The following is a 25,827-nucleotide window of genomic DNA, read 5'->3' as shown; positions in this document are numbered from 1 at the left end:
CTCCTACGGTCAAAGATAGCGGCGGCGGGCGGCGGCGTGGCGCTCGTACTCCTCCCGGGCCCTGCGGGCCGCCGGGCGGGTCGCGGTCCCGGCGACAGGCACATCCCACCACGCCTGGGCAGGGGGCGCGCCCGGCACTGTGTCGGCTGTTTCGGTCTCGACATAGACACATGTGGGGCGCGTGGAGGCGCGCGCCTCGGACAGCGCCTCCCGCAGCTCACCGGCCGTGCGGGCGCGCAGCACGTGCATCCCGAGCGAGGCGGCGTTGGCGGCCAGGTCCACGGGCAGCGGGTCGCCGGTGTACGTGCCGTCCGCGGCCCGGAAGCGGTAGGCGGTGCCGAAGCGCTCGCCGCCGACGGATGCGGACAGGCCGCCGATCGAGGCGTACCCGTGGTTCTGGATGAGCACCACCTTGACCGGGATCCCCTCCTGCACGGCGGTGACCAGCTCCGTCGGCATCATCAGGTACGTGCCGTCACCGACGAGCGCCCACACCGGGCGGCCGGGCTCGGCCAGGGCGACGCCGATCGCCGCCGGGATCTCGTAGCCCATGCAGGAGTAGCCGTACTCGAGGTGGTACTGGCGGCGGGAGCGGGCGCGCCAGAGCTTGTGCAGGTCGCCGGGGAGGGAGCCGGCGGCGTTGACCACGACGTCGGTGGCGTCGACGACGGCGTCGAGGGCGCCGAGGACCTGGGCCTGGGTCGGGCGCGCGGCGGCGTCCTGCGCGGTGAACGCCCGGGTGACGAGCCGCTCCCAGGCCTGTTTGCCGGCCGTGTACTCCTTCTCGTACGCGTCCGGGACGCGGTGGCCGGCCAGGGCCTCCGTCAGCGCCTCCAGGCCGGTGCGGGCGTCGGCGACGAGTGGCAGGGCGGAGAGCTTGTGGGCGTCGAACGAGGCGACGTTGAGGTTGACGAAGCGCACGTCCGGGGCGGCGAAGAGGGTGTTCGAGGCGGTGGTGAAGTCGCTGTAGCGGGTGCCGGCGCCGATGACCAGGTCGGCCGTACGGGCCAGGTCGTCGGCGACGGCCGTGCCGGTGTGGCCGATGCCGCCCACGTCCGCCGGGTGGGCGTGGTGCAGGGATCCCTTGCCGGCCTGGGTGGAGGCGACGGGGATGCCGGTCGCGTCGGCGAGGGCTCGCAGCGCGTCCTCGGCCTCGCTGTGGTGGACGCCGCCGCCGGCGATCAGCAGGGGGCGGCGGGCGGCCCGTACCGCCGCCGCGGCCGCGGCCAGTTCGTCCGGGTCGGGGGCGGGGCGGCGCACGTGCCAGACGCGCTCGGCGAAGAACTCCTCCGGCCAGTCGTGGGCCTCGGCCTGCACGTCCTGCGGCAGGGCGAGGGTGACGGCGCCCGTCTCGACGGGGTCGGCGAGGACACGTACGGCCTGCAGGGCGGCCGGAATGAGCGCCTCCGGGCGGGTGATCCGGTCGAAGTACCGGGAGACCGGGCGCAGGCAGTCGTTGACGGACACGTCGCCCGCGCCGGGGTGTTCGAGCTGCTGCAGGACGGGGTCCGCGGGGCGGCCGGCGAACGTGTCGCCGGGCAGCAGGAGGACGGGGAGGCGGTTGACCGTGGCGAGGGCCGCGCCGGTGACGAGGTTGGTGGCGCCGGGGCCGATCGACGTGGTGACGGCGTGCGCGGAGAGCCGGTCGCGGTGGCGGGCGTAGCCGACGGCCGCGTGGACCATGGCCTGTTCGTTGCGGCCCTGGTGGTACGGCATGGCGTCGCCGCACTCCAGCAGCGCCTGCCCGATCCCGGCGACGTTGCCGTGGCCGAAGATGCCCCAGCAGGCGGCGACCAGGCGCTGCCGGACGCCGTCGCGCTCGGTGTACTGGCGGGCGAGGAACTCCACCAGGGCCTGGGCGACGGTGAGGCGGCGGGTGGCCGTCCGGCCGGCGGTGCGGTCGGTGGTCATCGGTTCCCTCCCGGGTGGAGCGGCAGCCGCGGGTCGACCCGCTGGTCCGGCCAGGTCGTACGGATCCAGGCGTGGTCGGGGTGGTCGCGGATGAGCCACTCGCGCTCCGCGCCGGGGCCGGCCATGACGTTGAGGTAGTACATGTCGTGGCCGGGCGCGGCCATGGAGGGGCCGTGCCAGCCGTCGGGGATGAGCACGACGTCGCCCGTGCGGACCTCGGTGAGGATGTCGGTGCCCTTGTCGCGCGAGGGCGACACGCGCTGGTAGCCGAGTCCGGGGGTGCCGGAGGGCCCGTCCGCGATCTCGAAGTAGTAGATCTCCTCCAGCTCGGACTCCTCGCCCGGGTGGTGCTCGTCGTGCTTGTGGGGTGGGTAGGAGGACCAGTTGCCGCCGGGGGTGAGGACCTCGACGGCGATGAGCTTGTCGCATGCGAAGACGCCTGCGGCGGCGAAGTTGTTGACCTGGCGGGAACAGGTGCCGGAGCCGCGCAGCTCGACGGGGACGGCCTCGGCGGGGCCGTAACGGGCGGGCAGACGGCGCTCGCAGCGGGCGCCGGCGAGCGCGAAGCGGCCTCCGGCCGGGGTGGTGAGGGTGGCGGTGGCGTCGCGGGGGACGTAGGCGAAGTCGGACGCGCCGGTGAAGACGCCGTCGCGGCCGTGCAGTTCGAAGGCGTCGCCGTCGCCGGTGGTGACGGCGCAGCCGCCGCGGAGGGGGAGCACGATCCACTCGCTGTCACCGGTGGGGAAGGTGTGGGCGCCGCCGGGGGGAAGGGTGAGCACCCTGAGCGAGGAGTACGCCCAGCCGGCCTGCTCGGGGGTGACGTCCACGTCGTAGGGATGGGTCATCGGTCGGCCTCCTGACGAGGGTGGGTCCGGCCCGCCGGACAGGTCGTGCGGGGTTGCGCTCCCTTGACTGCCGCTGGGCGGAGCCCCAGGCGGCAGGGGGCCGGGGGCTCGCCCCCGGGAATCGGTGAAAGGGCGGGGCCGGGGCTCTTCCTCCGCCGCAACGGCGAGCAACCCCCGCGCAGGAGCCCGGCGGTGCCGGGCCCACCCCGGTGGCGGGGGTCCGGCCGACGAGCCGTCACCCGCCCACGACCGCACCCCGTAGCGCCCGGCCGCGCCGCAAGCCGCGCCCCCGTCACAGCAGTCCCACCGCCCTGTCCACCGCCCCGGCCACGTCCCCGTCCGCCGGGTAGAGGAGGGCCCGGCCCACGACCAGCCCCTGGACCGTCGGCAGGCGCAGCGCCGACCGCCAGCGCTCGTACGCCGCGTCCCGGTCGTCCCCGACGTCGCCCCCGAGGAGCACGGCCGGCAGCGTCGACGTCTCCATCACCCGCGCCATGTCCGCGGGGTCGTCCGTCACCGGCACCTTGAGCCAGGTGTAGGCGGACGTGCCGCCGAGCCCGGAGGCGATGGCGATCGCCTTCGTGACGGCCTCGGCGCCCAGGTCGTTGACGACCCTGCCGTCGACGCGCCGGGAGAGGAACGGTTCGACGAAGACCGGCAGCCGGCGCGCCGCCATCGCGTCGACGGCGCGGGCGGCCGCGTGCAGGGTCGTGAGCGAGCCGGGGTCGCCGGGGTCGATGCGCAGCAGCAGCTTGCCCGCGTCGAAGCCGAGCGCCGCGAGGTCCTCCGCGCGGGGCCCGGTGAAGCGGTCGTCCATCTCGAAAGCCGCGCCGGCCAGCCCGCCGCGGTTCATGGAGCCGATGACGACCTTGTTCTCCAGCGCGCCGAGCAGCAGCAGGTCGTCCAGGATGTCGGCGGAGGCGAGGACCCCGTCGACGCCGGGCCGGGACAGCGCGAGACAGAGCCGCTCCAGCAGGTCGGGCCGGGCGGCCATGGCCAGGGGGCGGTCGCCGACGCCGAGGGCGCCGCGCGCGGGGTGGTCCGCCGCGATGATCATCAGGCGCCCGCTGTCCCCGACGAGCGGCCGCCGGGCACGCCGGGCGGCGGCTTCGGCGATGGCCTCGGGGTGCCGGCTGCGGATACGGGCGAGCTCGGCGATCTGCACGCTCACGAGCGGGGGACCTCCGTACGGGGAGCGCGGGCTTCGGGGCCGGAGGGGCTGGTTCCCGGGCGGGAAGTGCGGGAGGCGCCGGAGACGCCGACCCCGTCGGCCCCGCCGGCCCCGCCGGAACTCCCCGCGCCCCCACCCAGCAGCCCCTCGATCTCCTCCCCCGTCGGCATCGCCGCCGAGCACGACAGCCGCGTCGCCACCAGCGCCCCCGCCGCGTTGGCGTACCTCAGCGTCCGTTCGAGCGGCCAGCCGGCCAGCAGCCCGTGGCACAGGGCTCCGCCGAACGCGTCGCCCGCGCCGAGGCCGTTGACGACCTCGACCTCCACGGGCGGCACTTCCGCCGTCGTCCCGTCGCGGTGGACGGCGAGGACGCCCTCGGGTCCCCGTTTGACCACGGCGAGTTCGACCCCGGCGGCGAGCAGCGCCCGCGCGGCGGCGTGCGGTGCGCGCTCGCCGGTGGCGACCTCGCACTCGTCGGCGTTGCCGACGGCGACCGTGACGTGGGCGAGGGCAGCGGCGTAGTGCGGCCGGGCGGCGGCCATGGCGGCGGGCCCCGTACGCCCGCCCGCGCCCGAGGCGCCGCCCTCGCCGCCCCAGAACAGCGGCCGCCAGTCGAGGTCGAGTACCGTGACGCCGCGCCGCCCGCGCGCCGCGAGCGCGGCCAGCGTCGCGGCCCGGCTGGGCTCCTCGCACAGGCCGGTGCCGGACGCCCAGAAGATGCGGGCGGCCCGGATCGCGCCGAGGTCGAGCTCGTGGGGGTGGATCTCCAGGTCGGGGGCCTTGGGGCGGCGGTAGAAGTAGAGGGGGAAGTCGTCGGGCGGGAAGACCTCGCAGAAGGTCAGGGGCGTGGGGTAGGCGGCGACGGGCGTCACCCACCGGTCGGAGACGCCGAAGTCGCGCAGCGCGTCGTGGAGGTAGTCGCCGAAGGGGTCGGCGCCGGTGCGGCTGATGAGCGCCGTGCGCCTGCCGAGCCGCGCCGCGGCGACGGCGACGTTCGCGGGCGAGCCGCCCAGGAACTTCCCGAAGGTCTCGGCCTTCGCGAGCGGCACGCCGGTCTGCAGGGGATACAGGTCCACGCCGACCCGGCCCATGGTGATCAGGTCGAACGGGGTGGGGGACGTACGCGGACTCGGCTGGCTCATCGGCGCCCTTCCTGACGATTCGGCTCAGGTCTAGCCGGGTCCGCCGGACCCTGTCAAGGATTTGTCCTTACATATAGACGTGAACGGAACGCGCCTTGACGTTACGTCCGTATGTCCGGACGAAGCCTTGACACTCCCCCGCACCCCTAGGAAGCTACGGGCAATCCCGCCCTCGCCCGAGGAGAGCCACCATGCCCGCTCCCCACGCGACGCCCTCCACCGCCGACCGCCGCCGCATCCGGGTCGGCTCCGCCCCCGACTCGTGGGGCGTCTGGTTCGCCGACGATCCCGCGCAGCTGCCGTGGCGGCAGTTCCTCGACGAGGTCGCGGAGGCGGGCTACGAGTGGATCGAACTGGGCCCGTACGGCTATCTGCCGACCGACGCCGCCCGCCTGCGCGACGAGACGCAGCGGCGCGGCCTCGCGGTCTCCGCCGGCACGGTCTTCACCGCGCTGCACCGCGGGCCGGCCGCCTGGGAGGCGACCTGGGCGCACGTCGCCCCGGTCGCGGAGCTCACCGCCGCGCTGGGCGCCCGCCACCTCGTCGTCATCCCCTCCTTCTGGCGCGACGACAAGACCGCGGAGATCGTCGAGGCCCCCGAGCTGAGCGCGGAGCAGTGGCGCCACCTCGCCGCCGGCATGGAGCGCCTCGCCCGCGAGGTCCGCGAGCGCTACGGTCTCGGCATCGTCGTCCACCCGCACGCCGACACCCACATCGACAGCGAGGCGCACGTCGAGCGCTTCCTGGACGCCACGGACGCGTCGCTGGTCAGCCTCTGCCTGGACACCGGGCACTACGCGTACTGCGGCGGGGACAGCGTCCGGCTCATCGAGACGTACGGGGAGCGGATCGGCTACCTCCACCTCAAGCAGGTCGACCCGGAGGTCCTCGCGGACGTCCTCGCCAAGGGGACGGCCTTCGGGCCCGCCGTGCGACAGGGCGTCATGTGCGAGCCCCCGCTAGGGGTTCCCGCGCTGGAGCCCGTCATCGACGCGGCCTCCCGGCTGGACGCGGACCTGTTCGCCATCGTGGAACAGGACATGTACCCGTGCCCGCCGGACCGCCCGCTGCCGATCGCCCGCCGCACGCGGGGGTTCCTGCGCGGCTGCGGCGTCTGAGACGAGGAAAGTGGGACGCATGAAGCACGAAGGCACCCTCGGCGTCGCCGTCATCGGCACGGGGCGGATGGGGTCCGACCACGTCCGGCGCATCGACGAGGCCATCAGCGGGGCCCGGGTGGCGGCGGTCATGGACGTCGACGGCGAGCGCGCGGAGAAGACGGCGGCGGGCATCCCCGGATGCGCGGCCCACACCGACGCCGCCGCGGCGATGGACTCGCCCGGCGTCGACGCCGTGCTCATCGCCTCGCCCGGGCCCGCGCACGAGGCGGCCCTGCTGGACGCCCTCGCGCGCGACCTGCCCGTGCTGTGCGAGAAGCCCCTGACGCCCGATGCGGCGTCCGCGCTGCGGGTGCTGGACGCCGAGGTCCGGCTCGGGCACCGGCGGGTGCAGGTCGGCTTCATGCGGCGCTACGACACCGAGTACGTGCAGCTCAAGGCGCTGCTCGACGGCGGGGCGCTCGGACGGGCACTGATGCTGCACTGCCGGCACCGCAACGTGGCCACGCCGCCCGGCTTCACCGAGGCGATGATGATCAACGACTCGGTGGTGCACGAGATCGACGCCACGCGGTGGCTGCTGGGGCAGGAGATCACGGCGGTGAGCGTGGTGAAACCGGCCCCGTCGTCCGCGGCCCCGGACGCCCTGAGCGACCCTCAGCTGGTCATCCTGGAAACGTCCGGCGGGGCGGTCGCCGACGTCGAGATCTTCGTCAACTGCGGCTTCGGCTACCAGGTGCAGTGCGAGGCGGTGGCCGAGCGCGGCAGCGCGCGGCTCGGCGACGCGCACGGGCTGTACGTGAACGCGGCCGGCCGCTGGGGCGGCGCCGTCGCCCAGGACTACGTGGACCGCTTCCGCGACGCGTACGACCGCGAGGTCCAGCACTGGGTCGACGCCACGCGGCGCGGGGTGACGGAGGGGCCGAGCGTATGGGACGGGTACGCGGCGGCGGCGGTCTGCGAGGCGGGCGTCCGAGCCCAGTCGTCGGGCACCCGCACGGAGGTCGACTTGGCGGCACGCCCGCCTCTGTACGCGTGAGTCGGCGCGCCGATCGCCCTGCGGGTGCGGCCCGCACGATCCGGATGCCGGGCATCCACCTTCCGCCGCAACGGCGGCCAACCGCGACGGCGCAGCCCGGCGGGGCCGAGCCGACGGCGGCCGTTCGGCACCGCCGGACACCCCGGCGGGGGCTGCCCGCCGCGGCGGCGGGACCAGTTCGCCTGCCGGCAACCTCACGGATGCGCGCCGCCCACGCCCCCGGGCCCGCACCGCTCCGGACGCCCGGCATCCACCTTCCGCCGCAACGGCGGCCAACCGCGACGGCGCAGCCCGGCGGTGCCGACCGCCACGCGCCACGGCGCCGCCGCGCCTCCCGGCAGCGGACCCGCCACGGCGATCGGCCACCGGCCGCTCCGGATCGGCGGTGTCAGGACCACAGGACGGAGTCAGTCATGCGGATCGGAGTCGTCGGGGCCGGGCGGATCGGGGCGCACCACGCGGCCGTGGTCAAGGCGCTCGACGGGGTCGGGCAGGTCGTCGTCGCGGATGCCGACCAGGAGCGGGCCGCCGCGGTCGCCGAGCGCATCGGCGCCCGTACCGCCCCCTCCCCCGAGGCCGTGTTCGACGGCCGCGTCGACGCGGTCGTGATCGCGGCGACCACCTCCGCCCACCCCGGCCTGATCGCGCGCGCGGCCCGCGCCGGCCTGCCCGCGTTCTGCGAGAAGCCGGTCGCCCTCGACGTCCCCGGGACGCTGCACGCGCTGCGCGAGGCCGACGCCGCGGGGACGCTGCTGCAGCTGGGGTTCCAGCGGCGCTTCGACGCCGGTTTCCGCGCCGCGCGCGAGGCGCTGCGCACGGGGCGGCTCGGCCGCGTGCACACCATCCGCGCCGTCACGTCCGACCCCGCACCCCCGCCGGCCGGGTTCCTGGCCCGCTCGGGCGGGCTGATCCGCGACTGCCTGGTGCACGACTTCGATGCGGTGCGCTGGCTGACGGGCCGGGAGGTGACGGAGGTGTACGCGCGGGGCGCGACCGGCGGCGCGGGCGCGGCGGTCTTCCGTGCGGCCGGGGACGTGGACACGGCCGCCGTCCTGCTCACCCTGGACGACGGCACCCTGGTGACGGCGACGGCGACCCGCTGCAACGGCGCGGGCTACGACGTGCGGACGGAGCTGTCCGGGGAGCTCGACCAGTGGGTCGTGGGCCTGGACGCCCGCACGCCCGCGACGTCGGCCGAACCGTCCGGCCCGCCCCCTCCGGCCCGCCCCTGGACCGGCTTCCTGGAGCGGTTCGGCGCCGCGTACCGCGCCGAGCTGGCCGCCTTCGTGCGGGCGGCCCGCGGCGAGGCGCCCAACCCCTGCCCGGCCCGCGAGGGCCTGTACGCCCTGCTGGTGGCGGAGGCGTGCGAGACGTCCCGCCGGGAGAACCGGCCGGTCCGCCCGGCCACCCCCGAGGAATCCGGCCCCGCGGGCTGATCCGGGGTCATACGTACGTCACAGGCGTCACGTTCCCGCGGCCCTTCCGTCACAGCCGTACGACAGCGCCTCATCGACGGTCACTCTGCGTCGTTCACGGGACAACAGTCGTGGTGATCGACAAGGCCGCGCCGCAGCTCCCCCGACGGATCCCCCTCCGTCGCTGCGGCGCAGCGGAGAGGCGCGAGATGACTGACCGTCGACTCTGGTCCTACAAGGAGATCGCAGCGCACATCGGCGTGCAGACCGATACCGTGCGGACCTACCGGAAGCACGGGCTGCTGCCCAAGCCCGACCTGACCGAGGGCGGCAAGCCCTACTGGTTCGCGGACACCGTCCGCGCCTGGGTGGCCTCCCGCCCGGGCAACCGTTCCCGGCGCGACACCCGCAACTGACCCTCCACCCACCCACCCCTCCGGCCCCGGACCGCACGCGCGTTCCGGGGCCCTGCCGGTGGACCGCCGGGCGCGCAACCCCCGGGCACGGATGTCCGGTTCACCCCCACAGGAATACCCCCAGGGGGTAAGGTGTTCCCACTGGTGCACGGCACCACGACCGACCTTTTCCGAGGAGAACCGTCATGAGCTCCCAGACCACCGACTCCGTCACCGTCTACCGCGTGACCGGCATGACCTGCGGCCACTGCGAGTCCGCGGTGACGGAGGAGATCTCCACCCTGCCCGGCGTGGTGTCCGTCAAGGCCGTGGCCGCCGCCGGCCGGGTCACCGTGACCTCCACGGCCCCCCTGGACGACGAGGCCGTCCGCGCCGCGGTGGACGAGGCGGGTTACGAGCTCGTCGGCCGCGACTGACGCATCACGTGCGGCGGCCGCGGAGCCTCACGCGGCCGCATAAGTGACACAACACCCACACACTTGCCCTCTTGCCCGACTGCGCCCGTTATGGCAGGAGACCTAGATCACAGCAATCCCAACGTAACCATTGCGGGGGGTCGAGGGTCTAACCAGGCAGTGCTGGATCGTCTTGGGGGACGGTACCGGCCACGCGTGGCCGGGGCACGTACCCGGGGAGCTTTGAGCGGCCCTCCCGTACGTACGCGTCCCGGCAGATCGCGTCGGTCGCGCGCACCGAGGCTCCCGGCCGGATCCCGTGGGGGGAATCCGTACCGGGGAACGGGAAGCGCCCCGCACCGACCCGTGGGGGGATCGGAGGCGGGGCGCTTTTCACAAGCCCTGCGAAAAGCCCTGAGAGCCATGGCGGCTCTCAGGGCTTTTGTCGGCTCAAGGCCTTGCTCGCGGCCTCGCGGCTCGCGGCCTCGTAAGGATCAGGCGCGCTCGACCGGCAGGTCGCGCTCGATGACGCCGGTGTAGATCTGGCGCGGGCGGCCGATGCGGGAACCCGGCTCCTTGATCATCTCGTGCCACTGGGCGATCCAGCCCGGGAGGCGGCCGAGCGCGAAGAGCACGGTGAACATCTCGGTCGGGAAGCCCATGGCCCGGTAGATCAGACCCGTGTAGAAGTCCACGTTCGGGTAGAGGTTGCGCGAGACGAAGTAGTCGTCGGAGAGCGCGTGCTCCTCGAGCTTCAGCGCGATGTCGAGCAGCTCGTCGGACTTGCCGAGCGCCGAGAGGACGTCGTGCGCCGCCGCCTTGATGATCTTCGCCCGGGGGTCGAAGCTCTTGTAGACGCGGTGCCCGAAGCCCATCAGGCGGACGCCGTCCTCCTTGTTCTTCACCTTGCGGATGAAGGCGTCGACGTCGCCGCCGTCGGCCTGGATGCCCTCGAGCATCTCCAGCACCGACTGGTTGGCGCCACCGTGCAGCGGGCCCCACAGGGCGTTGATGCCGGCGGAGATCGACGCGAAGAGGTTGGCCTGCGAGGAGCCCACCAGGCGCACGGTCGAGGTCGAGCAGTTCTGCTCGTGGTCGGCGTGCAGGATCAGCAGCTTGTCGAGCGCGCTGACGACGACCGGGTCCAGCTCGTACTCGGCGGCGGGCACCGAGAAGGTCATGCGCAGGAAGTTCTCGACGTAGCCGAGGTCGTTGCGCGGGTAGACCACCGGGTGGCCGATCGACTTCTTGTACGCGTACGCCGCGATCGTCGGCAGCTTGGCGAGCAGCCGGATCGTGGAGAGGTGGCGCTGCTTCTCGTCGAACGGGTTGTGGCTGTCCTGGTAGAACGTCGACAGCGCGCTGACCACGGAGGACAGCATCGCCATCGGGTGCGCGTCACGCGGGAAGCCGTCGTAGAAGCGCTTGACGTCCTCGTGGAGCAGGGTGTGCTGGGTGATCTCGCCCTTGAAGGCGTCCAGCTCGGCGCCCGACGGGAGCTCGCCGTTGATCAGCAGGAAGGCGGTCTCGAGGAAGGAGCTGCGCTCGGCGAGCTGCTCGATCGGGTAGCCCCGGTAGCGCAGGATGCCCTGCTCGCCGTCGAGGTAGGTGATCGCGGATTTGTAGGCGGCGGTGTTGCCGTAACCGGAGTCCAGGGTCACCAGCCCGGTCTGGGCGCGGAGCTTGCTGATATCGAAGCCCTTGTCGCCGACGGTGCTGTCGACCACCGGGTAGGTGTATTCGCCGTCCCCGTACCGCAGTACTACAGAGTTGTCGCTCACGTCATCCCTCACCGACGTTGTGCCTCTTCTTCGAGGTGCCCTGACTACCCCTACCTTCCCCCATTTGGACGATGCACGTGCACTCGGGGTCGGCCATAGGGCCTAAAGACGGCACTCAGTGCCGTCCAGCCTGGCCATACTGCCCCCTTCGCCCCGGTTGGTAAACCGATGAGAGACGAATCCCACCCCGGATCCCTGCCTCCCGGGGCCTCTTCGCGCGCCGGAATGGCCCTTTAGACCCTTCACAAAACCTCCCCGAGCGGACTCACCTCGCCAGCCGGTGATCGAGCGCCGTACACCTCCTGCCTGCGGAGACGGTCCGTACGGCCTGTCCGAGCGCCTTCCGCGAGCCCACCAGCACCACCAGCCTTTTTGCCCGGGTTACTGCGGTATAGAGCAGATTGCGCTGGAGCATCATCCAGGCACCCGTGGTGACGGGGATCACCACGGCCGGGTATTCGCTGCCCTGCGAGCGGTGGATGGTCACGGCGTAGGCGTGGGCGAGCTCGTCGAGTTCGTCGAAGTCGTAGCCCACCTCCTCGTCCTCGTCGGTGCGCACGGTCAGCCGCTGCTCGACGACGTCGAGCCCGGTGACGACGCCCACCGTCCCGTTGAAGACTCCGTTTGGCCCCTTTTCATAGTTGTTGCGCACTTGGGTGACCTTGTCGCCGACGCGGAAGACCCGGCCGCCGAAGCGCTTCTCGGGCAGGTCGGGCCGGGCGGGCGTAATGGCCTGCTGGAGCAGCCCGTTGAGGGTGCCGGCGCCCGCCGGGCCGCGGTGCATCGGCGCCAGCACCTGGACGTCGCGGCGGGGGTCGAGCCCGAACTTGGCGGGGATGCGCCGGGCCGCCACGTCCACGGTGAGCCGGCCCGCCTCCTCGGTGTCCTCCTCGGCGAAGAGGAAGAAATCCGTCATCCCCTGAGTGATGGGCTGGGCCCCGGAGTTGATGCGGTGTGCATTGGTGACCACGCCGGACTGCTGCGCCTGCCGGAAGATGCGGGTGAGCCGGACGGCCGGGACGGGGCCGCCGGGCGCCAGGAGGTCGCGCAGCACCTCCCCGGCGCCCACGGAGGGCAGTTGGTCCACGTCGCCCACCAGGAGCAGGTGGGCCCCGGGGGGCACGGCCTTGACGAGCTTGTTGGCCAGCAGCAGGTCGAGCATGGACGCCTCGTCCACGACGACCAGATCGGCGTCCAGGGGGCGGTCCTTGTCGTACGCCGCGTCCCCGCCGGGCTTGAGCTCCAGGAGGCGGTGGACGGTGGACGCCTCGGCGCCCGTGAGCTCGGAGAGCCGCTTCGCGGCCCGCCCGGTGGGCGCCGCGAGCACCACCTTCGCCCCCTTGGCCCGGGCCAGTTCGACCACGGACCGGACGGTGAAGGACTTGCCGCAGCCGGGCCCGCCGGTGAGCACCGCCACCCTGCTGGTGAGCGCGAGCCGGACCGCCTCCCGCTGCTCGGGGGCCAGCTGCGCGCCCGTGCGGCCCGCGAGCCAGGTGAGGGCCCGGTCCCAGTCGACGTCCCGGAAGGCGGCGAGCCGGTCGCCCTCGGCGCCCAGCAGCCGCTTCACCTGCCCGGCCAGGGACAGTTCGGCGCGGTGGAAGGGGACGAGGTAGACGGCGGTGACGGGCTGCCCGTCCTCCGGGCCGGGAACGCTCTCGCGGACGACACCGGGACCCTCCTCGCCCTCCTGGGCGGCCAGTTCGGCGAGGCAGTCGATGACGAGGCCGGTGTCGACCTGGAGGAGCTTCACGGCGTCCGCGATCAGCCGCTCCTCGGGGAGGTAGCAGTGGCCCTGGTCGGTGGACTGGGAAAGGGCGTACTGCAGGCCGGCCTTGACCCTCTCGGGGCTGTCGTGCGGGATGCCGACGGCCTGGGCGATGCGGTCGGCGGTGAGGAAGCCGATGCCCCAGACGTCGGCGGCGAGGCGGTAGGGCTGGTTGCGGGTGACGGAGATGGAGGCGTCGCCGTACTTCTTGTAGATGCGCACGGCGATGGAGGTGGAGACGCCCACCCCCTGGAGGAAGACCATGACCTCCTTGATCGCCTTCTGCTCCTCCCAGGCGGCGCCGATCAGCTTCGTGCGCTTCGGGCCGAGGCCGGGGACCTCGATCAGGCGCTCCGGCTGCTGCTCGATGACATCGAGGGTGTCCGTGCCGAAGTGCTCGGTGATGCGGTCGGCGATGCGCGGGCCGATGCCCTTGATCAGGCCGGAGCCCAGATAGCGGCGGATGCCCTGGACGGTGGCGGGCAGCACGGTGGTGTAGTTCTCGACGGTGAACTGCCGCCCGTACTGCGGGTGGGAGCCCCAGCGGCCCTCCAGGCGCAGCGACTCACCCGGCTGCGCCCCGAGCAGCGAGCCGACCACCGTGAGGAGATCGCCGCTGCCCCGGCCGGTGTCGACGCGGGCGACCGTGTAGCCGCTCTCCTCATTGGCGTAGGTGATCCGCTCCAGGACACCTTCGACGACTGCCATCTGGACCATGCACCGACGGTACCGCCGCGGTCTGACAGGTGTTCGGGCCTGTGGACAACCCTCTCGGGGCGCGAACGCAGAGGGGCCCGGTCCGACGACCGGGCCCCTCGTATCCCCCCAAAACCGGCTTCCCCTGAATCCCCCCGGATCCCTCCCCGGGAAGCCCGATGCCAAGTACGACCCACCCGGGCCGCAAAGGGTTGCAGCGCTTTCAAGGAGTTATCGTTCCGTTACCCCTTGTGCGATTTCGAGGTCCTCGGCTACCACGGGTAAGCCGGGCTCGTACCGAGGGTAACCATTTCGGCGTCTCCGGGCCGTCCCCCGCGGCGGCGCGGCACAGGGGCATGTCCCCGCCCGACCCGGGGAACCCGTCCCCCATGAAGCTCGCCTTCTCCACCCTCGGAGTGCCCGGACTGCCCCTGTGGGAGGTGGTGCGGCTGGCCCGTGCGCACGGCTGGGACGGCGTGGAGCTGCGGGCGCACCCGGAGGAGCCCGTGCACCCCGGGTGCGGGGCGAAGGAGCGGGAGGCGGCGGTCGCGGAGTTCGCCGGGGCGGGCGTGGAGGTCCTGGCGGTGGCCGGGTACGCACGGGTCGCATCGGCCGGCGACGACGCGCCCGTGCTGCACGAGCTGTCCGGCCTGGTCCACCTGGCGGCCGACCTCGGCGCCCGCTACGTGCGGGTCTTCCCCGGCGGCGGCGACCTGCCCGCGGAGGAGGCCGACGCGGCGGCGGCCCGGCGGCTGGGCACGGTGGCCCCCCTCGCCGCCGACCGGGGCGTCCACGTGCTGCTGGAGACCCACGACTCGCACCGCCGGGCCGCGGACGCAGCCCGCGTGCTCGGCCCCGTGGGGCACGCCAGCATCGGCGCCCTGTGGGACGTCCTGCACACCTGGCTCGGCGGCGAGACGCCCACCGAGAGCTTCCCCGTGCTCGCCCCGCACCTGGGCTACGTGCAGGTGAAGGACGTCGCTTCGGCCGAAGCGCTCGATCCGCTGCCGCTCGGCGCGGGGGCGCTGCCGCTCGGCGAGTGCGTCCGGGTGCTCACCGGGTCGGGCTGGGACGGCTGGCTGTGCTGGGAGTACGAGAAGCGCTGGTATCCGCAGGCGGCCGATTTCGGGCAGCTGGCGACGGCGGGGGCGGAGTACCTGCGCGGTCTGCTCGCCGCCGCCCCGCCCGCCCCGCCAGGGCCGTGACGCCCACCCCGGACACCAGCAGCACCGCCGCGCCCCAGCGCAGCGGGCTCACCCCCTCGCCCAGCACGAGCGCCGCCGACGACATGCCGAAGACGGGCACCAGCAGGGTGAAGGGCGCGACCGCCGAGGCGTCGTAGGTGCGCAGCAGGAAGCCCCACGCGCCGAAGCCGAGGACGGTGGAGACCCACGCGACGAAGAGGATCGCCCCTGCGCCGCTCCAGTCGAGCGACCGCAGCGCCGCGGCGTCCGCCTCCGGGCCCTCGAAGAGGAGCGAGAGCAGCAGGAGCGGCAGCACCGGCACGGTGCTCACCCACACCATGAAGCGCAGTGCGTCGGGCGGCGCTGCCTTGCGCGTGATCACGTTGGACACGCCCCACACGGCCGCGGCGGCCACGACGAGCGCGAAGCCCGGAAGCGTTCCGGAGGTGCCCTCGTCGACGGCGGCCACCGCGATGCCCGCCAGGGCCAGAGCCATGCCGAGCAGGCGGGTGCGGCCGAGCCGTTCGCCCAGTGCGGCGACGGCGATGAGGGCCGTGAAGACCGCCTGCACCTGCAGGACGAGCGAGGACAGGCCGGCCGGCATGCCCAGGTGCATGCCGGTGAACAGCAGGCCGAACTTGCCCACGCCGAGGACCAGTCCGACGGCCACGATCCAGCGCCACCGCACCTGCGGCCGCCCGACGAGGAAGACGGCCGGCACGGCCGCGGCGAGGAAGCGCAGGGCGGAGAAGAGCAGCGGCGGGAAGTGGTCGAGGCCGACGTCGATGACGACGAAGTTCACGCCCCAGACGGCGGCGACGAGAACGGCGAGGGAGAGGTGCAGCGGACGCATACGGGCCAGCCTCGCCGCCCGGACTCTGTAGCACCAGCACAGGTTCCTTCATGATGGGATTCAGCAACGCTGAAACGACGAGGGGGACTTCCGTGCTGGACCTGGCCCGCCTGCGGGCGCTGCACGCGGTGTCGGTGCACGGTTCGGTGAGCGCCGCGGCCGTGGCCCTGGGCTACACGCCGTCGGCCGTCTCGCAGGCCGTCACCAAGCTGGAGCGGGAGACGCGCACGACGCTGCTGGAGCGCCGCGGGCGCGGCGTGGCGCTGACCGACGAGGGGCGGCACCTGGCGGCCACGGCACGGCAGTTGCTGGCCCTGGTCGAGCAGGCGGAGACGGAGCTGGAGGAGCGCCGGGGGCGGCCGGCGGGCCGGCTGGTCGTCGGGGCGTTCGCTTCGGCCGCGCGCGGCCTGCTGCCCGGCGTGCTCGCCCGGCTCGGCAGCGACCACCCGGCGCTCGACGCCCGGCTGCTGGAGGTGGACCCGCACCTGTCGGCCGACCTGGTCTCCCAAGGGGTCATCGACCTCGCGGTCACGCACGACTGGGACATCGCCCCGCTGGCCGCCCCGGAGGGCCTGGAGCGGGCGGTGATCGGTGACGACCGGTGCGACGTGCTGGTGCCGGAGGGGCACCCGCTGGCCGGCCGCGAGGTGCTCGACCGGACCGACCTGCCGCACCACCGCTGGATCTGCCAGCCGCCGGGCGCCGTCTGCCACGACTGGCTCGTCCGGACGCTGCGCTCCACCGGGCACGAGCCGGACCTCGCCTACCAGGTCGCCGAGAACCACACCCACCTCGCCCTGGTCGCCGCGGGCCTCGGCATCACGCTGATGCCCCGCCTGGGGCGGGGCCCGCTGCCCGCGGGCGTGCGCGCCGTGCCGCTGGAGCCGGTGCCCGTGCGGCGGCTCTTCGCCCTGTGGCGCACGGGCGCGGCCCGCCGGCCCGCGATCACCGAGGCCGTCCGCGCGCTCCACGAGCAGTGGCCCCTGAGGACGTTCTGAACCACCGGCCGGAGGACGTTCAGCAGCTGGTCAACCGGCTTGATCGCATGGTTGCACCACTCGCTCGAATCGTATGATGCAGCCTCGGCGAGAGGGCTGCACACATGACGGTGGACACCAAGGAACGGCTGATCCGGGCGGCGGACACCGTGCTGCGGACGCAGGGGTACGCCAAGTCGAGCGCACGGACGATCGCCAAGGAGGCCGGGGTCAACTCGGCGCTGGTCTTCTATCACTTCGGGGGCGTCGACCCGCTGCTGTTCGCCGCGCTCGACCGCTCCTCCGCCGAGCGCATGGAGCTGCTCACCGAGGCGGTCGCGGGCGCCCGCACCCTCGAGGACCTGGTGGACGCCGGCACGCGCGTGTACCGCAGCGACATCGAGGCCGGGCACCTGACGCTGTTCTCCGAGCTCGTCGCCGCCGCCGTCGCCAAGCCGGAGCTGCGCCCGGAGATCCGGGAGCGGGCCGAGCCGTGGATCGCCTTCGTCGAGCAGACCCTGGAGCGGGTCATCGGCGGGACGCCGCTCGCGCGCCTGACCCCGCCGCGCGACCTCGCCAACGCCGCGATCACCTTCTACCTCGGGGTCAACCTCTTCACCGTCCTGGACAGCGACCGCTCCCGTACGGAGTCGGTGTTCGCGATGGCCCGGCGGCTCGCGCCGCGCGCACGGCTGCTGACCCGGCGGCTGCCCACGCTCGGCGGGAAGCGGCGCGCGCACGACTGACGCGCGCCGGGTGCGGGAACCGCTCCGGGGCGCCGCCCGTCCAAGGGCCGTGCTGCCGCCGTACCCGCAGAGCGGTGTCGGCCCGCGCCGCCGGCCGGTTGCTGACTCTCCCTCTCCGCCGCCTGCGGAAGGCAGCACGCCGTCGTCGGCGCGCCCCCCGCTCCACAGCGCCGGCGGCGGATCCGGCCGGGCGAACGGACGGGGCGGCCGGGGCGGATGGGCACGGCTTACGGGCAGGGTTGTCCGGGCACGGCGTGCACACCCGGCGTACGCCCGGTGGCACGCGCCCGCACACACATCGTTTCCACCGCCGCCGTGCGCCCGGCACGTCTGGTGTGCGCCGGGCCCGGGAAGCCAGGCTGGAGCGCATCGGGGGACGGGGGGTCATCATGGGCCATGGCGCGCCGCGGACGGCGCTGCTCGCGCTCGCGCTGCTCGCGTCCGGCGCGACCGCCGCGCTGAGCGGCTGCCGGGCCCAGCAGCAGCCTGCGGGCGCCGCCGGCACCCCCTCCGCCCACGTCCGCCCGGGACGCGATCCGACGTTCCTGGCCCGCGGCGAGTGCGCGGGGCGGAACGCGGGCTCCTTCACCGAGATCTCCTGCTGGAGCGGGGAGGCCGTGGCCCGGGTCCTCGCCCGCTACAACGGCCCCCGCCCGGGCGGCCCGCGCTGCCCCGACGAGACCGACTTCGTCCTGCACATCACCGCAGTCGACCAGGGCGCCTCGGAGGCGCACAGCGCGCCCGAGGGCTACGCCTGCATGCGCAACGTCCAGCCGCCGCACCCGGGCGACCCCGGCATGGGCGGCGGGCCGGTGACGGTGACCGGCGACTGCCTCTACACCCAGCGGGACGGGGTCGTGAAGGAGACCGCCTGCGACGGCTCGGCGGCCCACGCCCCCGAGTACCGCATCACGGACCGGGTCGGGGCCAGGCCGGAGTGCCCGCCCTCGACCGACCTGTACGTACAAGTGGGCGGCGGGGCACCCGTCGGGTGCGCCCGCCGCCTGGTCTAGCCCGCCCCGCGGGGGCGGTCGCGGCTACGGCCGCAGGGACTGCCGCTGCTCGACGACCGGCTTGTCGAGCTTCGCGTCGTACGGGGCGAGCGGCTTGGCGTGCGCCTCGTCCTTGCGGACGGCCGCCGGGGCGACGCCCGCCCACTGGAGGACCTTGGCCGTGGCCTTGGCCCGCTCGTCGGCGACCAGCTGCGCGATGTTCGAGCCGTGGTTGCCGCCGGGCGCGTAGAAGCGGTAGTCGTCACGCGCGGCCGCGTTCCTGCCGAGGCGGAACGGCTCGCCGCTCCACGGGTCGTTCTGCCCGTAGACGAAGAGCATCCGCTCGCTGTCCTCGCGCACCCAGCGATCGACGTCGGCCATGGCGCCGCGCTTGAACTTCATCGGGATCTCCCGGGGCACGTACGCGCGCGGGTTGAGCGTCTCGGGGTGCCGGAGCAGGCCCTTGAGGTGCGCGTTCTTCACGCTCGGCGCGCCGAGCTCGGTGCCCGCCTGGTAGTAGTACGGGGTGAAGCGCTCCAGGCCCTGGTCGGTGTAGCCGTCGAAGCCCGAGATGCTGTCGACGAACTTGTACAGCTCGTCGGTGGAGGCGTTCGTGGCGGGCACGGACGCGCACTCGCTCTGCAGGTGGTACTGCCAGAACGACCAGACCAGGTCGACCACGACGTTCTCGAAGGCCTTGTCGATGCTGCCGAGGGTCTTGAAGGTCTTGCCGTTCTCGTCGGCCCACTTCTGGTAGCGGGCGACGAACTCGCCGCGGCGCAGCAGCGCCTGGCGCTGCACCGAGTTGAGCTGGGTGCGGCAGGCCTGGTCGCCGACGTTCGCGAAGAACCGGTCGTAGGCCGAGTCCTCGTTGTTGTCGATGTCGTTGGGCGCGACATAGGCCACGGTGCCGTTCATGTCGTCCGGGTAGTAACGGCGGTAGTACGTCGCCGTCATGCCGCCCTTGGAGCCGCCGGTGGCCAGCCAGTTCTTGCCGTAGAGCGGCTTGAGGGCCGCGAAGAGGCGGTGCTGGTCACTGGCCGCCTGGTAGATGTCGAGCTTCGACCAGTCGGCGGGCTGCGGCCGCGACGGAGTGAAGAAACGGTACTCCATCGACACCTGGTTGCCGTCGACGATGCGGGTCGGCTCACTGCGGCCGGGGTTGGTGTTGACGTTGTAGCCGGAGGTGAAGAAGACGGTCGGCCGGTCCGTCGATTTGTGCAGCAGCGTGAAGCGCTGCTGGAAGGTGCCCTTGGCCGGGTTCCGGTGGTCGACCGGCTGATCGTAGGTCATGACGAGGTAGCGGTAGCCCTCGTAGGGCTTCTCCTCGACCAGCTTCATGCCCGGAATCTTCAGGACGCGGTCCTTGATGTCCGGCTCGGTGGCCTTGTCGGCCGCCCCCGCCGTGGCACTGCCGGCACCGACGGTGCCCACGAGCACCGTCAGCGCCAGCAGCCATCTGAGAGCCTTGCGCATTCGCCCTCCCCTGGGTTCGCAAGTTCGCCGCGAACCTACCGGGGGGCCGACCTGCGCACCAGACCCTTTTCTCCCGCCCTTCCCGCCCCTACCGTTCCGGCCGCCACCACCGGCGGCCCGCCGGGCTCAGCCGGTCCGCTTGGCGTACGTCACCATCACGACGCCGTTGCCGAACGAGCGGGTCCCCTTCAGGTCGTAGCGCTGCGGGGAGAACTCCGCCGAGAACAGCGGGATGCCCTTCCCCGCCACGAACGGGTTGACCTTCACCACGAGCTCGTCGATCTCGCCGCGCAGCTGGCCCGCGAGGTTCGCCCCGCCGCACAGCCAGATCCCCTTGCCCTCCTCCTGCTTGAGGTCGCGGACCAGCTCCACCGGGTCGCCGGAGAAGACCGTGACCGCCGGATCGGGGCTGGTGGCCAGGGACTTCGAGACGACGTACTGCCGCAGGTGCGGGTACGGGCTGGTCATGCCGATCGACAGGCCGGGCTCGTAGGTGTTGCGGCCCATCAGGACCGTGTCGAAGTCCCTGTTGTCCGGGCCGAGCCCGACGGCCTCGCGGCCGCGCGCGGAGACGGTGTCGGGGTAGCTCTCGATCAGCGCGGCGACGTACTCGTCGTCCAGGATCGACATCATGAACCCGAACTCGTCACCGGGGCCGGCGATGAAGCCGTCGATCGTGGTGGCGATGAAGTAGGTGAGCTTGCGCACGAGTCCCCCGCTCGGTGAGAAACGCCGGGTCCGGCCCTGTCCGGCGCCAACCTACCGGGCGGGGGCACGTCCGGCCTACGCCGGCACCGCCTCGCCCGTGAACGTCCGCCACAGGTCCGCGTAGCGCCCCTCGCGGGCCAGCAGCTCGGCGTGCGTGCCGTCCTCGACGACGCGGCCGTGGTCCAGGACCACCACCCGGTCCGCGCGGGCGGCCGTGGTCAGCCGGTGGGCGACCACGAGCGTCGTGCGGCGCCCGGCCAGCCGGTCCGTGGCCTGGTTGACCAGCGCCTCGGTGGCCAGGTCCAGGGCGGCGGTAGCCTCGTCCAGCAGCAGGACGTCCGGGTCGACCAGCTCCGCCCGGGCCAGGGCGATCAGCTGGCGCTGGCCGGCGGAGAGGTTGCGGCCCCGCTCGGTGACCGGGTGCAGGTAACCGCCGTCCAGCGTGGCGATCATGTCGTGGGCGCCGACCGCGCGGGCCGCGGCCTCCACCTCGGCGTCGGCGGCGTCCGGGCGCCCGTAGGCGATGGCGTCGCGCACCGTGCCGGGGAAGAGGTAGGGCTCCTGGGGGACGACGCCGAGCCGGTGCCGGTAGCCGGTCGGGTCCAGCTCGCGCAGGTCGTGGCCGTCCACGCGGACCGCACCGCCCGTCGGGTCGTAGAACCGCGCCACCAGCTTGACGAGGGTGGACTTGCCCGCGCCGGTCTCGCCGACGAAGGCGACGGTCTGCCCCGCCGGGATCGTCAGGCTGATGCCGGACAGGGCGTTCTCGCCGTCGCCGTAGTGGAAGGCGACGTCGTCGAAGACGATCTCGCCGGACAGCTCCCGCACCGGGCACGGGCGTTCGGCCACGGGCGTGGTGGTCGGCTCGCGCAGCAGGTCCTGCACCCGGCCGAGGGAGACGGTGGCCTGCTGGTAGCCGTCGAAGACCTGCGACAGCTGCTGGACGGGCGCGAAGAACAGGTCGATGTAGAGCAGGTAGGCCACCAGCGCGCCCGCCGTGAGCGTGCCGTCGCCCACCCGGCCGGCGCCGACGATCAGCACCGCGGCGGCGGCGACGGACGACAGCAGCTGGACGAAGGGGAAGTAGACCGATATCAGCCACTGGCCGCGGACGCGCGCCTGCCGGTAGGACCAGCTGCGCTCCGCGAACCGCCGGGCGCCGGCCGCCTCGCGGCGGAACGCCTGCACGATGCGCAGGCCCGCGACGCTCTCCTGCAGGTCGGCGTTGACCAGCCCGACGCGCTCGCGCGCCAGCTCGTACGCCTTGACGCTCTGCCGGCGGAAGACGACCGTCCCGGCGATCAGCGGCGGCAGCGTCGCGAAGACGACGAGGGCCAGTTCGACGTCGATGACGAGGAGGGCGACGAGTATGCCGAAGAAGGTGAGGACGGAGACGACGGCGGTGACCAGGCCGGTCTGCAGGAACGTCGACAGGGCGTCCACGTCCGTCGTCATCCGCGTCATGATCTTGCCGGTGAGCTCGCGCTCGTAGTAGTCGAGCCCCAGCCGCTGGAGCTGGGCGAAGATCTTCACGCGCAGGGCGTAGAGGATGCGCTCGCCCGTGCGGCCCGTCATGCGCGTCTCCGCGACCTGGGCGGCCCACTGGGCCGCCACCACGAGCAGGGCCAGCCCGGAGGCCGCCCAGACCGCTCCCAGGGCGAGCTGCTGGACGCCCTGGTCGATGCCGTGGCGGATCAGCACCGGCAGCAGCAGCCCGGCGGTGGCGTCGACCGTCACCAGCAGCAGGCTCAGCACCAGCGGCGTGCGGAAGCCGCGCAGCAGCTGCCGCAGCCCGTAGGCCTCCTCCGGGCGCGCGGCCCGCTCCTCGTCCACGTCGGGGGTGTCGTCCGCGGGCGGCAGGGCGGCCACCTTGGCGAGCAGTTCGGGCGTGGCGGGCATGCCCGTGACGCCGTCGGAGCTGCCGGCGGGTTCGTCCTTGCGCACCCACAGGGAGGGGGTGACGCCGTCGGCCAGGACGCGCCGGGGCTTGACCGGGGCCGCGTCGACCTCGAGGCGGGAAAGAGCGTCCACGCGCGCGTGGCCGTCCGTACGGCCGAGGACGCCCGCGGCGGACGCCTCTTCGCCGAAGACGCCGGCGAGGGCGACCGGAGCGGCGCGCCCCGCCGGGTCCCTCGTCACCCCGGCCAGCTCACCCGGGTCCGTCAGCAGGAGGCGGTACCGCTCGCAGCGCTCCTCCAGCTCCTCCGCCGTGCCGACGTCCACCAGCCGGCCGCCGTCCAGGACCGCGATCCGGTCGGCGAGCGCCAGCGTGGAGGCGCGGTGGGCGATGAGCAGGGTCGTACGGCCCGCCATGACGCTGCGCAGCGCCTCGTGGATCTCGTGCTCCACGCGCGCGTCGACCGCGGACGTCGCGTCGTCCAGGAGCAGCAGGCGGGGGTCGGTGAGGATGGCGCGGGCCAGGGCGATGCGCTGGCGCTGGCCGCCGGAGAGGGTCAGGCCCTGCTCGCCGACGGCGGTGTCGTAGCCGTCGGGCAGTTCGCCGATGAAGCCGTCGGCCTGCGCGGCGCGCGCGGCGGCGCGGATCTGCTCGTCGGTGGCGTCCGGGTGCCCGTAGGCGATGTTGTCGCGGATGCTGTCGGAGAACAGGAAGCTGTCCTCGGGGACGAGCCCGATGGCGGCGCGCAGGGAGGGCAGCGTGAGGTCGCGGACGTCGTGGCCGCCGACGCGCACGGCGCCGCCGGTGACGTCGTAGAAGCGCGGCAGCAGCAGCGAGACGGTGGACTTGCCGCTGCCGGAGGCGCCGACGACGGCCACGGTCTCGCCGGGCTCCAGGCGCAGGGAGAAGCCGTCGAGGACGGGCCGCGCCGGGTCGTAGCCGAAGGTGACGTCGTCGAACTCGACGGTGGCGGGGGCGTCCCGGGGCAGCTCGACGGCGCCGGGGCGCTCCTGGACGACCGGCTCGGTGTCGACGAGTTCGAGGACGCGCTCGACGCCCGCGCGGGCCTGCTGGCCGACGGTGAGGACCATGGTGAGCATCCGCACGGGGCCGACGAGCTGCGCCAGGTAGGTCGAGAAGGCGACGAACGTGCCGAGCGTGATCTGGCCGCGGGTGGCCATCCAGCCGCCGAGGGCGAGCATGGCCACCTGGCCGAGCGCGGGGACGGCCTGCAGGGCCGGGGTGTAGCGGGAGTTGAGGCGCACGGTGCGCAGGCGGCCCGCGAAGAGCCGGCGGCTCACCTCGCGGAGCTTGGAGCTCTCCTGTGCCTCCTGGCCGAAGCCCTTGACGACGCGGACGCCGGTCACCGCGCCGTCCACGACGCCGGCGACGGCCGCGGCCTGCCCCTGGGCGTACCAGGTGGCGGGGAAGAGCCGGGTGCGGCTGTGCTTGGCCAGGATCCACAGGGCGGGGGCGACGGCGAGGGCGACGACGGTCAGGAGCGGGGAGAGGACCACCATCACGACGAGCGAGATGGCGAAGAGCATGAGGTTGCCGATCATCATCGGCAGCATGAACAGGAGGCTCTGGATCAGCTGGAGGTCGCTGGTCGCGCGGCCGACGACCTGGCCGGTGGACAGCTCGTCCTGGCGCCGGCCGTCGAGCCGTGCGATGGCCTCGTGCATCTCGGTCCGCAGGTCGTGCTGGACGTCGAGGGCGAGGCGTCCGCCGTAGTAGCGGCGGACGTACGTCAGGCCGTAGACGACTACGGCGGCGGCTATGAGGAGCGTGGCCCAGGGGGCCAGCGGGCGCTGGTGCGAGCCGATCACGTCGTCGATGATCAGCTTGGGTATGAGCGGCACGAGCGCCATGACGGCCATGCCGGCGAGCGAGGAGCCGAGGGCGAGGAGCACCGTGCCGCGGTAGCGCCAGCAGTAGCCGGCGAGCCGCCTGGCCCATCCTTGACCTGTCGTTTCCCTCGCCGCTGCCACCCGAGCCTCCCGCGCTGCCGCTCTCGTCCTGCTGACGGAGGGCCCAACGCCCTGGGCTGCGGATTTCATCCCGGCGCAACAAAGTACGGGTGCGAGGGCGGGCGGTGCGCTCCCCCTACGGCCGCGGCAGGCGCACGGTGAGCGAGTAGAGCCGGGTGACCTGCGCAGGGTTCTGGTTGTCGTCGCTCACCAGCAGCAGACGGAGGAACCCTCCGTTCCGGACGGTGGCCGGCCGGGTGACGGCGAGCCCCTCGATGTTGTCCAGCAGCGGGTTCGGCTGCGGCTGCCGGGCGGTCGCGCCCAGCGACGGGCACGCGCCGATGTCGGCGAGGAGCGTCTTGTGCACGGGCCGCACGGCCGGGCCGCCCGGCAGGTTCGTGACGGCGGTGACGTCGCTCGCGCGGCGCGGGTCGGCGAGGTAGAGCCGCACGGTGTTGCCGACGCCCGCCGTGAAGCCGCGCTCCAGGACCAGGAGGCGGCCGGCGCCGGCCGCGGTGATCTCCGCGACGCCGAGGCCCTCGTCGGCCGGGTAGGCGTACTGCGGGCCGGTGGCGAAGTCCTGCCCGCCGTGCCGCTGCCAGCTCTGCAGGCGCACGAGCGGTCTGCCTGCGGCGTCCGTCCCGTCCCCGGCGAGCGCCTGCTCCATGGAGGCGATCAGGGTGCGCCCGCCGGGCTGCAGGGTCAGCCCCTCGAAGGTCTGGTTGGCCGCGGCGCGCCCGGCCGGGGCGACCTGCAGCGCCTCCGGGACGGTCAGCCGGCCCAGGAGCCTGCCGTCCCTGTCGTAGCGGCGCACGGACGGCTCGGTCTCGGACGTGATCAGTCGGCTGCCGTCGCGGTCGACGACCAGGCCTTCGGCGTCGATCGGGCCCCCCTTCTCGTCGGCGAGATCCACGGCCCGCACCAGCGTCGCGGACGGCGCCTCGCCGGCCCGCTGCTCCACGTCGAGCGAGAACAGCCGGGAGCGGTCGGAGACCGCGGCGACGGTGCCGTCCCCGTCGGTCGCGAGGGCCGAGAAGTTGCCGACGAACGAGCCCTGGAACGTCGTCTTGTCCAGCCCGTCGGAGAAGCCGTCGATCCGCACGGAGGGCGAGCACGCGCGCGTGGACGCGTGCGCCTGCGCCGGAGCGGCCCCGGTCGTCGTCAGGCAGGTGGCCGCGGCCAGCGCGGCGGTGGCGGCGGCGAGCACGGATCGGGTACGCACGGGGCGGGCCTCCTGGGTGGGCTGCGGCGACGCCGTCCACCGTAGATCGCCGTGCGTGACACGGAAGTTGATTCGAGTAAATGCCGGGGGAAACAACGCCCGGGGAAA

At 73.6% G+C, this 25,827-nt stretch carries 18 protein-coding genes and 2 pseudogenes; 9 read left to right on the top strand and 11 right to left on the bottom strand.

Annotated features, from left to right (window positions below; genetic code table 11):
* Positions 1-9: 9 nt before the first annotated feature.
* The 4 genes from iolD to iolC all read right to left on the bottom strand — a co-directional run bounded on the left by iolD (position 10) and on the right by iolC (position 5,069).
* Positions 10-1,911 (bottom strand): 3D-(3,5/4)-trihydroxycyclohexane-1,2-dione acylhydrolase (decyclizing), encoded by a 1,902-nt coding sequence (gene iolD / locus ACFPP6_RS03095; RefSeq protein WP_382036899.1) that lies wholly within the window; start codon positions 1,909-1,911, stop codon positions 10-12.
* Positions 1,908-2,756, bottom strand: a complete 849-nt coding sequence (gene iolB / locus ACFPP6_RS03090; protein WP_382036897.1) for a 5-deoxy-glucuronate isomerase — start codon at positions 2,754-2,756, stop codon at positions 1,908-1,910. Before iolB ends, iolD begins: the two co-directional genes overlap by 4 nt.
* A gap of 292 nt (positions 2,757-3,048) precedes the next feature.
* Positions 3,049-3,927: a Cgl0159 family (beta/alpha)8-fold protein gene (locus ACFPP6_RS03085; protein WP_382036891.1), complete on the bottom strand. Its 879-nt coding sequence runs from the start codon at positions 3,925-3,927 to the stop codon at positions 3,049-3,051.
* The gene (iolC, locus tag ACFPP6_RS03080; protein ID WP_382036889.1) at positions 3,924-5,069 is read right to left on the bottom strand and encodes a 5-dehydro-2-deoxygluconokinase; all 1,146 of its coding nucleotides are present in this window, start codon (positions 5,067-5,069) and stop codon (positions 3,924-3,926) included. Before iolC ends, ACFPP6_RS03085 begins: the two co-directional genes overlap by 4 nt.
* A gap of 191 nt (positions 5,070-5,260) precedes the next feature.
* Here iolC and ACFPP6_RS03075 point away from each other — a divergent pair, with 191 nt between their 5' ends.
* The 5 genes and pseudogenes from ACFPP6_RS03075 to ACFPP6_RS03055 form a co-directional block, all read left to right on the top strand.
* The gene (locus ACFPP6_RS03075) at positions 5,261-6,187 is read left to right on the top strand and encodes a sugar phosphate isomerase/epimerase family protein (protein WP_382036886.1); all 927 of its coding nucleotides are present in this window, start codon (positions 5,261-5,263) and stop codon (positions 6,185-6,187) included.
* 19 nt (positions 6,188-6,206) lie between these two features.
* A complete protein-coding gene (locus ACFPP6_RS03070; RefSeq protein WP_382036884.1) occupies positions 6,207-7,226 on the top strand; it encodes a Gfo/Idh/MocA family protein in 1,020 nt (339 codons plus the stop codon).
* Positions 7,227-7,639: 413 nt separating this feature from the next.
* Positions 7,640-8,662, top strand: coding sequence for a Gfo/Idh/MocA family protein (locus ACFPP6_RS03065; protein WP_382036882.1), 1,023 nt, complete (start codon positions 7,640-7,642; stop codon positions 8,660-8,662).
* Positions 8,663-8,850: 188 nt separating this feature from the next.
* Positions 8,851-9,057 carry a helix-turn-helix transcriptional regulator gene (locus tag ACFPP6_RS03060; protein WP_382036879.1) on the top strand — a complete coding sequence of 69 codons (207 nt, stop codon included), beginning with the start codon at positions 8,851-8,853 and terminating at the stop codon, positions 9,055-9,057.
* A gap of 212 nt (positions 9,058-9,269) precedes the next feature.
* Positions 9,270-9,473 (top strand): annotated as a pseudogene (locus ACFPP6_RS03055) (heavy-metal-associated domain-containing protein); the annotation flags it as partial.
* A gap of 473 nt (positions 9,474-9,946) precedes the next feature.
* Here ACFPP6_RS03055 and ACFPP6_RS03050 read toward each other — a convergent pair.
* Together ACFPP6_RS03050 and recD2 are read right to left on the bottom strand one after the other, a co-directional pair.
* Complete coding sequence (locus ACFPP6_RS03050) at positions 9,947-11,233, bottom strand: citrate synthase (protein ID WP_382036877.1); 1,287 nt, start codon at positions 11,231-11,233, stop codon at positions 9,947-9,949.
* Positions 11,234-11,498: 265 nt separating this feature from the next.
* On the bottom strand, positions 11,499-13,715 hold the full coding sequence (gene recD2 / locus ACFPP6_RS03045) for an SF1B family DNA helicase RecD2 (protein WP_382036875.1): 2,217 nt from the start codon (positions 13,713-13,715) through the stop codon (positions 11,499-11,501).
* A gap of 158 nt (positions 13,716-13,873) precedes the next feature.
* Between recD2 and ACFPP6_RS03040 the strand changes: the two are divergent.
* A pseudogene (locus ACFPP6_RS03040) lies at positions 13,874-14,767 on the top strand (sugar phosphate isomerase/epimerase family protein); the annotation flags it as partial.
* On the opposite strand, the gene ACFPP6_RS03035 reads toward ACFPP6_RS03040, so the two are convergent.
* Complete coding sequence (locus tag ACFPP6_RS03035) at positions 14,748-15,731, bottom strand: EamA family transporter (RefSeq protein ID WP_382036872.1); 984 nt, start codon at positions 15,729-15,731, stop codon at positions 14,748-14,750. The pseudogene ACFPP6_RS03040 and the gene ACFPP6_RS03035 sit on opposite strands and share 20 nt — an antisense overlap.
* A 92-nt stretch (positions 15,732-15,823) precedes the next feature.
* On the opposite strand from ACFPP6_RS03035, the gene ACFPP6_RS03030 reads away from it, so the two are divergent.
* The 3 genes from ACFPP6_RS03030 to ACFPP6_RS03020 all read left to right on the top strand — a co-directional run bounded on the left by ACFPP6_RS03030 (position 15,824) and on the right by ACFPP6_RS03020 (position 18,467).
* Complete coding sequence (locus ACFPP6_RS03030; RefSeq protein ID WP_382036869.1) at positions 15,824-16,729, top strand: LysR family transcriptional regulator; 906 nt, start codon at positions 15,824-15,826, stop codon at positions 16,727-16,729.
* Positions 16,730-16,833: 104 nt separating this feature from the next.
* Positions 16,834-17,454 (top strand): TetR/AcrR family transcriptional regulator, encoded by a 621-nt coding sequence (locus tag ACFPP6_RS03025; protein WP_382036866.1) that lies wholly within the window; start codon positions 16,834-16,836, stop codon positions 17,452-17,454.
* Positions 17,455-17,843: 389 nt separating this feature from the next.
* Entirely contained in the window at positions 17,844-18,467 is a 624-nt protein-coding gene (locus tag ACFPP6_RS03020) for a hypothetical protein (protein WP_382036864.1), read from the top strand.
* 24 nt (positions 18,468-18,491) lie between these two features.
* On the opposite strand, the gene ACFPP6_RS03015 is transcribed toward ACFPP6_RS03020, so the two are convergent.
* The 4 genes from ACFPP6_RS03015 to ACFPP6_RS03000 form a co-directional block, all read right to left on the bottom strand.
* Positions 18,492-19,922 (bottom strand): S28 family serine protease, encoded by a 1,431-nt coding sequence (locus ACFPP6_RS03015; protein ID WP_382036861.1) that lies wholly within the window; start codon positions 19,920-19,922, stop codon positions 18,492-18,494.
* Between the two features lie 126 nt (positions 19,923-20,048).
* Entirely contained in the window at positions 20,049-20,630 is a 582-nt protein-coding gene (locus ACFPP6_RS03010) for a dihydrofolate reductase family protein (RefSeq protein ID WP_382036858.1), read from the bottom strand.
* Between the two features lie 75 nt (positions 20,631-20,705).
* The gene (locus ACFPP6_RS03005) at positions 20,706-24,587 is read right to left on the bottom strand and encodes an ABC transporter ATP-binding protein (protein WP_382036855.1); all 3,882 of its coding nucleotides are present in this window, start codon (positions 24,585-24,587) and stop codon (positions 20,706-20,708) included.
* Positions 24,588-24,633: 46 nt separating this feature from the next.
* Positions 24,634-25,719 (bottom strand): esterase-like activity of phytase family protein, encoded by a 1,086-nt coding sequence (locus tag ACFPP6_RS03000; protein WP_382036852.1) that lies wholly within the window; start codon positions 25,717-25,719, stop codon positions 24,634-24,636.
* Positions 25,720-25,827: the final 108 nt, after the last annotated feature.

Origin of the sequence: Streptomyces aureoversilis (assembly GCF_042657885.1) — a bacterium.
GTDB lineage: Bacteria > Actinomycetota > Actinomycetes > Streptomycetales > Streptomycetaceae > Streptomyces > Streptomyces aureoversilis.
Note: the sequence above shows the minus strand (reverse complement) of the source record. Positions and strands in the feature narration are given on the sequence as shown.

Bases quoted from the DNA above. Each gene is read 5' to 3' on its own strand.
- ACFPP6_RS03060 (WP_382036879.1), top strand. From the start codon at position 8,851: ATGACTGACCGTCGACTCTGGTCCTACAAGGAGATCGCAGCGCACATC.
- ACFPP6_RS03015 (WP_382036861.1), bottom strand. From the start codon at position 19,922: ATGCGCAAGGCTCTCAGATGGCTGCTGGCGCTGACGGTGCTCGTGGGC.
- ACFPP6_RS03065 (WP_382036882.1), top strand. From the start codon at position 7,640: ATGCGGATCGGAGTCGTCGGGGCCGGGCGGATCGGGGCGCACCACGCG.
- ACFPP6_RS03035 (WP_382036872.1), bottom strand. From the start codon at position 15,731: ATGCGTCCGCTGCACCTCTCCCTCGCCGTTCTCGTCGCCGCCGTCTGG.
- iolC (WP_382036889.1), bottom strand. From the start codon at position 5,069: ATGAGCCAGCCGAGTCCGCGTACGTCCCCCACCCCGTTCGACCTGATC.
- ACFPP6_RS03020 (WP_382036864.1), top strand. From the start codon at position 17,844: ATGGGCCATGGCGCGCCGCGGACGGCGCTGCTCGCGCTCGCGCTGCTC.
- ACFPP6_RS03005 (WP_382036855.1), bottom strand. From the start codon at position 24,587: ATGAAATCCGCAGCCCAGGGCGTTGGGCCCTCCGTCAGCAGGACGAGA.
- ACFPP6_RS03075 (WP_382036886.1), top strand. From the start codon at position 5,261: ATGCCCGCTCCCCACGCGACGCCCTCCACCGCCGACCGCCGCCGCATC.
- ACFPP6_RS03070 (WP_382036884.1), top strand. From the start codon at position 6,207: ATGAAGCACGAAGGCACCCTCGGCGTCGCCGTCATCGGCACGGGGCGG.
- iolB (WP_382036897.1), bottom strand. From the start codon at position 2,756: ATGACCCATCCCTACGACGTGGACGTCACCCCCGAGCAGGCCGGCTGG.
- recD2 (WP_382036875.1), bottom strand. From the start codon at position 13,715: ATGGTCCAGATGGCAGTCGTCGAAGGTGTCCTGGAGCGGATCACCTAC.
- ACFPP6_RS03025 (WP_382036866.1), top strand. From the start codon at position 16,834: ATGACGGTGGACACCAAGGAACGGCTGATCCGGGCGGCGGACACCGTG.
- iolD (WP_382036899.1), bottom strand. From the start codon at position 1,911: ATGACCACCGACCGCACCGCCGGCCGGACGGCCACCCGCCGCCTCACC.